The following is a 12,399-nucleotide window of genomic DNA, read 5'->3' as shown; positions in this document are numbered from 1 at the left end:
AAGAACACAAGCAGGAGGAACCACATGAAACGACTGATGATCACCACCGCTTTCGCGATCACCGCATTCGGTGCGCAGGCGCAGGAAATCGGCGTCGCGATGGCGCAATTCGACAACAATTTCCTGACCATCCTGCGTCAGGGCATCGAAGAAGCGGGCCGCGCCGAGGGCGTTACCCTGCAATTCGAGGATGCGCAAAACGACGTGCCCCGGCAGTTGAGCCAGATCCAGAATTTCATCTCGTCCGGGGTCGATGCGATCATCGTGGTCGCGGTGGATTCCGATGCGATCACGCAGATGGACAAGATGGCGAACGATGCCGGCATTCCCATCGTCAATATCAATCGCGAGCCGCCGAATGTAGAGAGCCTTGGGCCGCTGGAAGCCTTCGTCGGCTCGCGCGAGGTCGATGCAGGCACGATCCAGGCGACCGAGGCTTGCCGCCTCGTCAAGGAAAAGATCAGGGACGGCGCGGCAAACGGCGTCATCCTGGCGGGCGACCTGTTCATCCAGGCCGGCCGCGTACGGACCGAGACGGTGCAGGACTTCGTCAAGACGCCCGACTGCGATTTCGTGAAGATCGAGGACATGCAGGTCGCAGACTGGTCGCGCAGCAAGGCGTCGGATCTGGTCTCGAATTGGCTGACCGCCGGGCTGACGCCGGATGTGATCTTTGCCAACAACGACGAAATGGCCATCGGTGCTGCGCAGGCGTTGAAGGCCGCTATGGTCGACCCCGAGGATGTCGTCGTGGCCGGCATCGACGCGACGCCGGACGCGCTGATGGCGCTGAAGGCTGGCGACATCGACCTGACCGTATTCCAGGACGCGGCGGGGCAGGGGCGCAAGGGGCTGGAGGTCGCCGCCGCCATGGCGCGGGGTGAGGAACTGGCAGAGCGCGCCGTCTATATCCCGTTCGAACTCGTGACTCCCGAGAATGTCGATGACTATCTGGCGCGCTGAAACCGGCCATCTCGCCATGCGGAGGGATTGCAGATGAGCCTGGCCGTTGGCGTGATCGGCGCCGGTGTCATGGGCGGGTTTCATGCCCGCCTTTTCGCCGATGAGATTTCGGGGGCGCGGCTGGTTGCGGTTTCCGACCCCGATCCGGGCCGGGCAGGCGCATCTGCATATGGCGCGCAGGTCTTTGCCGAAGGACTGCCGCTGATCGAAAGCGACGTGGTCGAGGCGGTTCTGGTCGCCGCCCCGGATGCCGCCCACCATGACCTGGTCATGGCGGCGATACGTTTGGGCAAGCCGGTGCTGTGCGAGAAGCCTCTGGCCTCGACGGTCGCGCAATGCCGCGAGATCGTCGAAGCCGATGCGGGCCGCAACCTGGTCAGCGTCGGCTTCATGCGCCGCTTCGATCCCGCCTATCGCGAAATGAAAGCCGCCTTGGACGTGGGCCGGATCGGCGCGCCCTTGCTGATATATTGCCTACATCGCAATCGCGAGGCGCCGCGTTGGTTCGACGGCTCGATGATCGTTACCAATGCCATGGTGCATGAGATCGACATCTGCCGCTGGTTGCTGGACACCGAATACACCTCGGCAAGCCTGACGCAGGTTGGCGATGCCGGTGACATGCTGCTGGCCGAATTGCACACGGATCGCGGGGCGGTCGTCTCGGTCGAGATGTTCATGAACGCCGCCTATGGCTACCACGTCCATGCCGAGATCGTCGGCCGCGAGGGGACGGTGGCCATGGCCGAACCGGCGCAGGTGCGATTGCGGCGCGGCGGTGCGATGCAGGCCGGATATTCGCCCGACTGGATCGGGCGCTTTGCCGACAGCTATCGCTTGCAGGATCAGGCCTGGGTGCGGGCATGCCGTTCCGGCCGGCCCTGCGAGGACATGGCGACGGCCCGCGACGGTCTTCTGGCGACCGGCTATTGCCAGCAGTTGGTCGAGCATCTGCCAGCAGGCGGGGGGCCGCTGGCGCCTCGCATGTAAACATGTGCAAGAGAGCGTTTGTTGCCGTATTCCATATCTGCAATTTTTATTGCAATCGCGTTGCAGAGCGGCTATGGTCAATGTCGAGGCAGGGAATCCCTGCCTCGCGGAGGCCAGGGGCAAGATGCGGGATGCGCATCGCTCACGGCTTTGGGACATGGCGGGAGGTCGTCATCAAGTCGGAATGGATGCGGCGGAACAGCGGTTCTGCCAACGGCTTGATATTGCCTTGTCGCATCGAGGTTTTGGCTTCGTCCGACGCGAGAAGATCGGACGGAGGTAACAGGAGGAGGAAAGACCCACATGATCAAGAAACTCGCGACGGCCACCGCATTCTGTGCGCTGATGGCAGGCACGGTTCAGGCCGAGACCATCGGCGTTGCGATGTCGCTCTTCGACGACAACTACCTGACCGTGCTGCGTCAGAACATCCAGCGCCACGCCGGCGATCTGGGCGTCACCGTGCAGATGGAGGATGCCCAGGGCGACATCGCCCGCCAGCAGTCCCAGATCGAGAATTTTGTCGCCTCGGGCGTGGACGGCATCATCGTGATGCTGGTTGACGCCGATTCCGGCCAGGCCATGTCGCGCATCGCCGACCGGGCGGGCGTGCCGCTGGTCTTCGTCAACATGCTGCCGGCCAACATGGACGAGTTCCCGGAAAAGCAGGCCTGGGTCGGCTCGGACGAAGAGCAGGCGGGCGAGTTGCAGGCGACCGAGATGTGCAAGCTTATGGGCGGCGAGGGGGATGCCGTCATCCTGATGGGCCAGCTTGGCACCACCGGGCAGCGCGGGCGCACCGCGGCGGTCGAACGCGTGCTGCAGTCGGATGAATGCAAGGGCATCAACGTGCTCGACTCGCAATCCGCGAACTGGATGCGAACCCCGGCGCTGGACCTGATGACCAACTGGCTGACCTCGGGGATGCAGCCCCACGCCGTGTTCTCGAACAATGACGAGATGGCGCTTGGTGCGGTTCAGGCGCTCAAGGCATCGGGGATCTCGATGGACGATGTGATCGTCGGCGGCGTCGATGCCACGCAGGACGCGCTGGCGGCGCTGGAGGCGGGGGATCTGGACGTCACCGTCTATCAATCCGCCAAGGGCCAGGGCGAGGGTGCGCTGGACACCGTCCTGAAGATCGCCCGCGGCGAGGCGTTCGAGCCGCGCGTGGCCGTTCCCTTCGAGCTGGTCACGCCCGAGAACGTCGCGGAATACAAGACCCAGAACTAATCCGGGCGGGCATTCGGTCGCGCACCGGATGCCCGGACCTCAATCCGGGGGCCGCGTCCCCTGACAGTCTTTCGGGGGGAAGATGGTTTCGAAGACCACACTGGAGGCGATCGAACGCTACAAGGAAAAGAGCCTGCCCTATATCCTTGAAATCGAGGGTATTCGGAAGGAGTTTCCCGGCGTGGTGGCGCTGGATGACGTGCAGTTCCGGCTGCGGCCGGGCTCGGTTCACGCGCTGATGGGCGAGAACGGCGCAGGCAAGTCCACGCTGATGAAGATCATCGCCGGCATCTATACGCCCGACCGCGGCACCATCCGCCTGCGCGGCGAGGAGGTCGTTCTGGCCAGCCCGCTCGATGCACTGGAACAGGGCATCGCGATGATCCATCAGGAACTGGCGCTGATGGACTGGATGACGGTCGCCGAAAACATCTGGATCCGGCGCGAGCCGAAAAATGCGCTCGGCCTGATCGACCACCGCAAGATGACCGAGATGACCCAGGAATTGTTCGCGCAGCTTCGGCTCAAGATCGATCCGACCGCGCAGATCAGCACCCTGACCGTCGCGCAGCGGCAGATGGTCGAGATCGCCAAGGCGGTCAGCCATCGTTCGCAGGTGCTGATCATGGACGAACCGACCTCGGCGATCACCGAAACCGAGGTCGACCACCTGTTCGAGATCATCCGCGACCTGAAGGCGCGCGGCGTGGCCATCGTCTACATCACCCACAAGATGAACGAGCTGTTCGAGATCGCCGACGAGTTTTCGGTTTTTCGCGACGGCAAGTATGTCGGCACCCATGCCAGCACCGACGTGACCCGCGACGACATCATCCGCATGATGGTCGGCCGCGAGATCACCGACATGTTCCCCAAGGAAGAGGCTGAAATCGGCGAGGTGATCCTGTCGGTCGAGAACCTCTCGCTGCCGGGCACCTTCCACGGCATCACCTTCGATCTGCGCCGCGGCGAGATCCTCGGGCTGGCCGGCCTGGTGGGCTCGGGCCGCTCGAACGTGGCAGAGGCGCTGTTCGGCGTGACGCCGGCCACCGAGGGCAGGATCCGCATCGCCGGCCGCGATGTCCCCATCGCATCGCCCGCCGACGCCATGCGCGAGGGAATGGCGCTGCTGACCGAGGACCGCAAGGCGACCGGCTGCTTCCTGCCGCTGACGATCCTCGAGAACATGCAGATCGCAGCCTTGCATGAAGGCCATGTCAAGCTGGGCTGTGTCGACGAGCGGGGGATGACCAATCTCTGCCTCGGGATGAAGGACAAGCTGCGGATCAAGACCCCGAACCTCGATGAGCGGATCGAGAACCTGTCGGGCGGCAACCAGCAGAAGGTCCTGATCGCGCGCTGGCTGCTGACCAAGCCGCAGATCCTGATCCTGGACGAGCCGACCCGCGGCATCGACGTCGGCGCCAAGGCCGAGATCCACCGGCTGATCTCTGGCCTGGCGCAGCAGGGGGTCGCGGTCATCATGATCTCGTCCGAATTGCCCGAGGTTCTGGGCATGTCCGACCGGATCATGGTCATGCACGAGGGCCATATGACCGGCATCCTGGACCGGGCCGAGGCGACCCAGGTGAAAATCATGGAACTGGCGGCCCGCTGAGGCCCGCGCGGCGCACGGCGCCCGAGGAGGAACATTATCATGGACAATGTGCAGATCGAACCCGTCAAGCGACAGCGCCGAGGGCTGCCGCAGGAGCTGAACATCCTGCTGGTGCTGGTCGCCGTCGCGCTGGTCTTCGAGATCCTGGGCTGGATTTTCCAGGGCCAGAGCTTCCTGATGAACACCCGTCGCCTGACGATCATGATCCTGCAGGTTTCGGTCGTGGGCATCATCGCCATCGGCGTCACGCAGGTCATCATCACCGGCGGCATCGACCTGTCGTCCGGCTCGGTCGTCGCCATGACGGCGATGATCACCATGAGCGTGGCGCAGTCGGGCGATTACGCGCGGGCCATGTATCCGGCGCTGACGGACCTGCCGGTCATCGTGCCGCTGGCCGTCGGGCTTGGGCTTGGGCTGATCGCAGGGATGATCAACGGCGCGCTGATCGCGCTGACCGGGATTCCGCCCTTCATCGCCACGCTGGGCATGATGGTGACGGCGCGCGGCATCGCCAAATGGTATACCAAGGGCCAGCCGATCAGCTTCCCCACCGACGGTTTCGCCGCGATCGGATCGGGCGCCTGGCCGGTCTTCATCTTCCTGGCGGTGGCGCTGATCTTCCATATCGCCCTGCGCTATACGCGCTATGGCAAGTTCACCTATGCCATCGGCGCCAACCCGCAGGCGGCGCGCGTCTCGGGCATCAACGTGCAGCGCCACCTGATCAAGGTCTATGCCATCGCCGGGCTGCTGGCGGGGCTGGCCGGCATCGTCACCGCCGCCCGCGCCGAGACCGCGCAGGCCGGCATGGGCATGATGTATGAGCTTGACGCCATCGCCGCGGCCGTGATCGGGGGCACCTCGCTCAGCGGCGGGCGCGGGCGGATCTTCGGCACGGTGATCGGCACGCTGATCCTGGGGCTGATGATGTCGGGCTTCACCTTCCTGCGGGTCGATGCCTTCTACCAGGAAATCGTCAAGGGCGTGATCATCGTCGCCGCCGTCGTGGCCGATACCTTCCGCCAGAACGCCCGCAGCAAGAAAGCCTGACCTTCCCCCAGGCTTTGGGCCCGGAGCGCCTCGCTCCGGGCCTTTTTCATGGATACCGCCATGCATTGGACCATCTTCGCATCGCCGACCGAACTGGCCGTGACCGCGCTGGCCGTCGTCCTGGTCGGTCTTTCCAAGGGCGGCCTTGGCGGCATGAGCCTGCTCGGCGTGCCGCTCATGGCCCTGGTCATGCCCCCGGTCACGGCAGCGGCGATCCTGCTGCCGGTGCTGGTGGTGATGGATGTGGTCAGCGTGGCAAGCTGGCGGGCTTGGGTCGATTGGCAGATCATGCGTCGGATCATGCCCGGAGCGGTCGCAGGCATCGGGATCGGCTGGGCCAGCGCCGAACTGGTCTCGGACTCGGCGGTTCGCCTGGTCGTGGGACTGGTTTCGCTGGCCTTCGTGGCACGTGCGCTTGTCGGAACGGGGCAGGGCGCCGCGCTGGCCGGCGCGCGTCCGGCTGCCGCCCGCTTCTGGGGCGGGCTGGCCGGCTATACCAGCTTCGTCGCCCATGCCGGAGCGCCACCCCTTCAGATCTACATGATGCCGCTGCGGCTGGATCCGAAACTCTTCACCGGCACCACCGTGATGTTCTTTGCCGTGACCAATGCGCTGAAGCTGGTCCCCTATGCCGCGCTGGGGGAGTTCGGTTCCGATAACCTGGCCCGCGCCGCCGCCATGCTGCCGCTGGCGATAGGGGCAACCTGGCTCGGGGGCTGGGTGGTTCGCCACATGCGCGCCAGCATCTTCTATCCCTTCACCTATGCCTCGGTGGCGCTGGTCGGGGTCAAGCTGGTCTGGGACGGGCTGGCCGGGCTCTAGGTCCCGGTCACGGTCGGGATGCGCGGATCCTCGTCATTGTGCTGCACGCGGGCAGCGACGGCCACCACCAGCGCCTGCGCCAGGCACATCGGCGCGGCCAGCGAGCGCGAGAAGGTGTAATCGTGCTCGGGAACCGGGAACAGCACCCGCGCCCACCGCGCCAGGGGCGACAGCGTGCTGTCCGAGATGGCGATGATATCGATGCCTTTCTGGCCCGCTTCCTCGACCACGTTCACCACCTCGTTGGCATAAAAGCGGAACGAGACCGCCAGCAGAACGTCGGTCTTGCGAATGGTGCGGCCGATATGCGTGGCCAGCCCGCCACCGGGGTCCAGCAGCACGCAGCGCTTGCCCAGCATGGTCAGCACATAGCGCAAAAGCTCCACCACCGGCGACGAGCGCAGCTGGCCGATCAGGTAGATGATGTCCGCACGGTCCAGCAGGTTGGCGGCCAGCGCCAGGTCCTCGGGATTGACCTCGTCCAGCAATTGCTGAAGCGAGGCGATGTCGCGCACCACCAGGTCGCGCAGGAAGCCGATCTCGGTCGGGTCGCCCGCACCCTTCAGCTCGGTTTCCAGCGCCTTGACGCGGGCCTCGAAACCCGGAGCGGCGGTGGCCAGGCGCTTCTGGAACAGCGCCTGCAATTCCTTGAAGCCCTTGTAGCCCAGGGATTGCGCGAAGCGCACGAAGCTCGAGGCGTGAATGCCGCACCGCTCGGCGATGGCATTCACCGAATGGACGGCGACCTCGTTGGGGTTCTGGGTCAGGTAGACGGCGATGCGCTGATAGGTCTTGCTCATCTGATCGTGGCGATCATGGATGATGCGGATCAGCTCTTCGTAATCCTGCGGCGGGTGGCTTGTTGGCATGGCGTTCCTCTGCCGCCAAGTCTGCAATAATTATTGCAGGGTGCCAAGCCCTCTTTCTTTCTATTCCATCTCTATCATGAGGTCTTTTGCGTCGATCTGTTCGCCCGGTCTGACGTGGAGGGTCTTGATCAGGCCGGCTCTGTCGGCGTGGATGGCGGTTTCCATCTTCATGGCCTCGATGGTCAGCAGCAGGTCGCCGGGGTTGACCTTCTGCCCCTGGGCGACGGCGACCGAGGCGACGACGCCGGGCATGGGGGCGCCGAGATGGCCCTCGTTCGTCGGATCGGCCTTGGGACGGGCGGCGGTCTGCGCCTTCACCAGCCGGTTCGGCACCCGGATCACCCGCGGCTGGCCGTTCAGCTCGAAGAAGACCTTGACCTCGCCCTTCTCGTCGGTCTCGCCCACGGTCTGCAGCCGGATCTCCAGCGTCTTGCCGGGGTCGATCTCGGCCTCGATCTCCTCGCCCGGCTCCATGCCGTAGAAGAAGGCCCGCGTCGGCAGAACCCGCACCGGGCCGTATTGCCGGTGCCGGCCCATGTAGTCCAAAAACACCTTGGGATACATCAGGTAGCCGTTCAGGTCCTCGTCGTCGACCGCCTTGCCTTCCAGCTGGCGGACCAACTCGGCGCGGGCGGCCGCGATGTCGACCGGCGGCATCGCCGCGCCGGGGCGGGCGGTCAGCGGCGCCTCGCCCTTCAGCACCTTCCTTTGCAAGGCCTCGGGCCAGCCGCCGGGGGGCTGGCCCAGGTTGCCGCGCATCATGTCGACGACCGAATCGGGGAAGGCGACCTCGACCGCCGGGTCCTCGACCTGCGCCCGCGAAAGCCCCTGCGCCACCATCACCAGCGCCATGTCGCCCACCACCTTGGAACTGGGCGTGACCTTGACGATGTCGCCGAACATCCGGTTCACCTCGGCATAGGCCTGGGCGACCTCGTGCCAGCGCTCCTCGAGCCCGAGCGAGCGCGCCTGCGCCTTGAGATTGGTAAACTGGCCGCCGGGCATCTCGTGCAGCCAGACCTCCGAGGCCGGGGCCTGCAAGCCGCTCTCGAAGGCGGCGTAATGCTCGCGCACCGCCTCCCAGTAGTTGGAGATCCGGCGGATCGCCTCGATGTCCAGCCCGGTGTCGCGGTCGGTGTGGCGCAGCGCCTCGACCACCGAGCCCAGGCAGGGCTGCGAGGTATTGCCCGAGAGCGCATCCATGGCGCAATCCACCGCATCCACCCCGGCCTCGGCCGCGGCCAGGATCGAGGCGCCGCTGAGCCCGCCGGTGTCATGGGTGTGGAAATGCACCGGCAGGCCGATCTCTTGCTTCAGCGCGCGGATCAGGATGGCGGCCGAGGCGGGCTTCAAGAGGCCGGCCATGTCCTTGAGGCCAAGGATATGCGCGCCGGCATCGCTGAGCTCGCGCGCCATCCTGAGGTAATATTGCAGGTCGTATTTCGCGCGCGCGGGATCGAGCAGGTCGCCGGTATAGCAGATCGTGCCCTCGCAGATCTTGCCGCTCTCGATCACCGCATCCATGGCGACGCGCATGTTCGGGGTCCAGTTCAGGCTGTCGAAGACCCGGAACACGTCGACCCCGGTCCTGGCCGCCTGGGCGACGAAGCTTTGCACCACGTTGTCGGGATAGTTGGTGTAGCCGACGCCGTTGCTGGCCCGCAGCAGCATCTGCGTCATCAGGTTGGGCATGCGGGCGCGGATGTCGCGCAGCCGCTGCCAGGGGCATTCCTGCAGGAAGCGATAGGCGACGTCGAAGGTCGCCCCGCCCCAGCATTCGACCGAGAACAGGCCGGGCAGGTTCGCGGCGTAAGAGGGCGCCACCCGGATCATGTCGATCGAGCGCATGCGCGTGGCCAGCAAGCTCTGGTGCCCGTCGCGCATCGAGGTGTCGGTGATCAAGAGCCGCCTCTCGCCCAGCATCCAGTCGGCGACGGCCTTGGCGCCCTTTTGCTCCAGCAGCTGGCGGGTGCCGGGGGCGGGCTCGGCCGCCGGATCGGCCTGCGGCCGGGGCGGCACCGGGATGCGGGCCTCGGCCGGCGGGCGGGGGCGGCCGGCGGTCTCGGGATGGCCGTTCACGGTGATGTCGGCCAGGTAGACCAAGAGCTTCGTCGCCCGGTCGCGGCGCTTGCGGAACGCGAACAGGTCCGGCGTGGTGTCGATGAACTTGGTGGTATAGGTGTCGTCGAGGAAGGTCGGGTGCTTCAAGAGGTTGATGACGAATTCGATATTCGTCGCCACGCCGCGCACCCGGAACTCGCGCAGGGCCCGGTCCATGCGCGCGATGGCCTTTTCCGGGGTCTGGGCATGGGCCGTGACCTTGACCAGCAGGCTGTCGTAATAGCGGGTGATGACGCCGCCGGAATAGGCGGTGCCGCCGTCGAGGCGAATGCCGTTGCCGGTGGCGCTGCGATAGGCGGTGATGCGGCCGTAATCCGGAATGAAGTTGTTCAGCGGGTCCTCGGTCGTGACCCGGCATTGCAGGGCGTGGCCGTTCAGATGCACGTCCTCCTGCCGGGCGACGCCGGTGGCCTCGGCCAGCGTCGCGCCCTCGGCGATCAGGATCTGGCTTTGCACGATGTCGATGCCGGTGACCTCCTCGGTCACGGTATGCTCGACCTGGACGCGCGGGTTCACCTCGATGAAGTAGAACTGCTGGCTGTCCATATCCATCAGGAACTCGACGGTGCCGGCGTTGCGGTAGCCGACGGCGCGGCCGATCCTCAGCGCCAGCTCGCAGACCTCGGCGCGCTGTTCGGGGGTCAGGTAGGGCGCCGGGGCGCGCTCGACCACCTTCTGGTTGCGGCGCTGCACGGTGCAGTCGCGCTCGTAGAGGTGATAGAGCCCGCCATGCCCATCACCCAAGAGCTGCACCTCGACGTGCCGGGCGCGCAGGATCATCTTTTCCAGATAGCCCTCGCCGTTGCCGAAGGCGGCCTCGGCCTCGCGCCGGCCCTCGCGCACCTTCTCGGGCAGTTCCTCGGGGCCCATGATCGGCCGCATGCCGCGCCCGCCGCCGCCCCAGGAGGCTTTCAACATCAGCGGATAGCCGATCTGCGCGGCCTCACGCTTGATCGCCTCCATGTCCTCGCCCAGCACCTCGGTCGCGGGGATGACCGGCACGCCGGCCTGGATCGCCACGCGCCGCGCCGAGGCCTTGTCGCCGAGCGCCCGCATGGTGTCGGCGCTCGGCCCGATGAAGGTGATGCCGGCGGCGGTGCAGGCGTCGACGAAATCGGGGTTTTCGGACAGAAGCCCATAGCCCGGATGGATGGCATCGGCGCCGCTTTCCTTCGCGACGCGAATGATCTCGGGGATCGACAGATAGGCCGCCACCGGCCCCAGGCCGCCGCCGATGCGGTAGGCCTCGTCCGCCTTGAAGCGGTGCAGGCTCAGCTTGTCTTCCTCGGCATAGACCGCGACCGTCTTCTTGCCCAGCTCGTTCGCCGCCCGCATCACGCGGATCGCAATCTCGCCACGGTTCGCAATAAGAATCTTTCGGAACATGCAGAGCCCTTTCGAAAGGTGGGTGCCCGGCGCGCAGCCGGGCACCTGGGGGAAGGGGCGAAGAGCGCCCCAGCCGATGCCGCGGGAGGGAGGCGGCAGCGGATTCTCAGGCCGTAACCGACATCCACTGCCGCGCGGCGGAGGAGCGCTGGATCGTCTCGACCAGCCGCTGGATGCGCAGACCGGCCGCGAAGCCGAAGGGCTCGGGGATCTCGCCGGAAATGGCGCGCAGATAACCCTCGATCTCGATGGCCTTCAGGTCGTTGAAGCCGATCTGATGGCCGGGGGCGACGCAGAAGCGGCCATAGGGCGGGTGGTCGGGGCTGGCCTCGATGCGGCGGAAGCCGTGCCGGCCGGGCGCGTCGGCGGTCGAGTAGAAATGCAGCTCGTTGAAGCGTTCCTGGCTGAAGGTCAGCGCGCCCCTGGTGCCATAGACTTCGAAATCATGCTGCATCTTGCGGCCGGTGGCGATCCAGTTGCCCTCGATGGAGCCCTGCGCGCCATTGGCGAAGCGCAGGAAGGCGCGGCCGACATCGTCCACGGTCACGGCACGCGTGCCGCCCTGGCCGTCGGGGCGCCGGCCGATCATCGTGACGCAATCGCCCATCACCTCGGTGATCGGACCGAGCAGGAATTCGGCCGTGGCCAGCGCATGGCTGCCGATATCGGCCAGCGCGCCGCCACCCGCCGGATCGTGGCGGAAGGTCCAGGGGCCGTCGGCATCGGCCATGTAATCCTCGGCATGCAGCCCGCGATAGCCGCGGATCTCGCCTAGTTCGCCCGCCGCGATCATCTCGCGCGCAAGCCGCAGCATCGGGTTGCAGAGATAGTTGAAACCGACCTGGGTCTTGACGCCCTTGGCCGCCGCCGCATCCGCCATCTGGCGCGCATCCGAGGCCAGCGGCGCCAGCGGTTTTTCGCAATAGACGTGCTTGCCGGCGGAAATGGCGGCCAGGGCCATCTCCTTGTGCAGCGCATTCGGGGCGGTGATGTCGATCACGTCGATCTCGGGGTCCGCGACCATGCTGCGCCAGTCGGCGGTGGCATGGGCAAAGCCGAAATCGGCGGCGGCACGGGCGGCTGCTGCCTCGGTGACGTCGGCGACCGTATGCAGTTCCAGCTGGTAGGGCAGGTCGAAGACCTTCTGCGCGCTGGCGAAACCGAAGACATGGGCCTTGCCCATGAAGCCGGTGCCGATCAGGCCGATACGCAGGACGGGTTTGTCAGACATGGGCAGTATCCGGTTTGAAGTGACGTTGCACTCAGCCGCCATCCAGATGGCGGACGAGACGGCCGATTGACGGGGTTTCGGCACGGCTGCGCGGTGGTGGGCCGTTGTGCGGC

9 protein-coding genes are annotated in these 12,399 nt (G+C 66.0%); 6 read left to right on the top strand and 3 right to left on the bottom strand.

Going from position 1 to position 12,399, the window contains the following annotated elements; genetic code table 11:
• Nucleotides 1–24: 24 nt before the first annotated feature.
• The 6 genes from E3U26_RS21215 to E3U26_RS21190 all read left to right on the top strand — a co-directional run bounded on the left by E3U26_RS21215 (nucleotide 25) and on the right by E3U26_RS21190 (nucleotide 6,679).
• Nucleotides 25–963, top strand: coding sequence for a sugar ABC transporter substrate-binding protein (locus E3U26_RS21215; RefSeq protein ID WP_499106495.1), 939 nt, complete (start codon nucleotides 25–27; stop codon nucleotides 961–963).
• Between the two features lie 33 nt (nucleotides 964–996).
• Entirely contained in the window at nucleotides 997–1,953 is a 957-nt protein-coding gene (locus E3U26_RS21210; protein WP_499106494.1) for a Gfo/Idh/MocA family protein, read from the top strand.
• A 306-nt stretch (nucleotides 1,954–2,259) separates the two neighbouring features.
• Nucleotides 2,260–3,186, top strand: coding sequence for a sugar ABC transporter substrate-binding protein (locus E3U26_RS21205; RefSeq protein WP_036757959.1), 927 nt, complete (start codon nucleotides 2,260–2,262; stop codon nucleotides 3,184–3,186).
• 82 nt (nucleotides 3,187–3,268) lie between these two features.
• A complete protein-coding gene (locus E3U26_RS21200; RefSeq protein ID WP_499106492.1) occupies nucleotides 3,269–4,804 on the top strand; it encodes a sugar ABC transporter ATP-binding protein in 1,536 nt (511 codons plus the stop codon).
• A gap of 39 nt (nucleotides 4,805–4,843) precedes the next feature.
• On the top strand, nucleotides 4,844–5,857 hold the full coding sequence (locus tag E3U26_RS21195) for an ABC transporter permease (RefSeq protein WP_062563351.1): 1,014 nt from the start codon (nucleotides 4,844–4,846) through the stop codon (nucleotides 5,855–5,857).
• 60 nt (nucleotides 5,858–5,917) lie between these two features.
• Nucleotides 5,918–6,679, top strand: a complete 762-nt coding sequence (locus tag E3U26_RS21190) for a sulfite exporter TauE/SafE family protein (protein ID WP_499106490.1) — start codon at nucleotides 5,918–5,920, stop codon at nucleotides 6,677–6,679.
• Here the strand turns inward: E3U26_RS21190 and E3U26_RS21185 are convergent.
• The 3 genes from E3U26_RS21185 to E3U26_RS21175 form a co-directional block, all read right to left on the bottom strand.
• The gene (locus E3U26_RS21185) at nucleotides 6,676–7,548 is read right to left on the bottom strand and encodes a MurR/RpiR family transcriptional regulator (protein WP_499106487.1); all 873 of its coding nucleotides are present in this window, start codon (nucleotides 7,546–7,548) and stop codon (nucleotides 6,676–6,678) included. The two genes, E3U26_RS21190 and E3U26_RS21185, sit on opposite strands and share 4 nt — an antisense overlap.
• A 60-nt stretch (nucleotides 7,549–7,608) precedes the next feature.
• Nucleotides 7,609–11,055, bottom strand: coding sequence for a pyruvate carboxylase (locus E3U26_RS21180; protein ID WP_499106485.1), 3,447 nt, complete (start codon nucleotides 11,053–11,055; stop codon nucleotides 7,609–7,611).
• Nucleotides 11,056–11,161: 106 nt separating this feature from the next.
• Nucleotides 11,162–12,286: a Gfo/Idh/MocA family protein gene (locus E3U26_RS21175; RefSeq protein WP_418025386.1), complete on the bottom strand. Its 1,125-nt coding sequence runs from the start codon at nucleotides 12,284–12,286 to the stop codon at nucleotides 11,162–11,164.
• Between the last annotated feature and the right edge of the window lie 113 nt (nucleotides 12,287–12,399).

This window comes from Paracoccus ferrooxidans (genome assembly GCF_029909815.1).
GTDB classification, from domain to species: domain Bacteria; phylum Pseudomonadota; class Alphaproteobacteria; order Rhodobacterales; family Rhodobacteraceae; genus Paracoccus; species Paracoccus versutus.
Note: the sequence above shows the minus strand (reverse complement) of the source record. Positions and strands in the feature narration are given on the sequence as shown.

What these genes read in the sequence shown, in the direction of transcription:
- E3U26_RS21215 (WP_499106495.1), top strand. Translation starts at nt 25, where the DNA reads ATGAAACGACTGATGATCACCACCGCTTTCGCGATCACCGCATTCGGT.
- E3U26_RS21210 (WP_499106494.1), top strand. Translation starts at nt 997, where the DNA reads ATGAGCCTGGCCGTTGGCGTGATCGGCGCCGGTGTCATGGGCGGGTTT.
- E3U26_RS21200 (WP_499106492.1), top strand. Translation starts at nt 3,269, where the DNA reads ATGGTTTCGAAGACCACACTGGAGGCGATCGAACGCTACAAGGAAAAG.
- E3U26_RS21195 (WP_062563351.1), top strand. Translation starts at nt 4,844, where the DNA reads ATGGACAATGTGCAGATCGAACCCGTCAAGCGACAGCGCCGAGGGCTG.
- E3U26_RS21190 (WP_499106490.1), top strand. Translation starts at nt 5,918, where the DNA reads ATGCATTGGACCATCTTCGCATCGCCGACCGAACTGGCCGTGACCGCG.
- E3U26_RS21185 (WP_499106487.1), bottom strand. Translation starts at nt 7,548, where the DNA reads ATGCCAACAAGCCACCCGCCGCAGGATTACGAAGAGCTGATCCGCATC.
- E3U26_RS21180 (WP_499106485.1), bottom strand. Translation starts at nt 11,055, where the DNA reads ATGTTCCGAAAGATTCTTATTGCGAACCGTGGCGAGATTGCGATCCGC.
- E3U26_RS21175 (WP_418025386.1), bottom strand. Translation starts at nt 12,286, where the DNA reads ATGTCTGACAAACCCGTCCTGCGTATCGGCCTGATCGGCACCGGCTTC.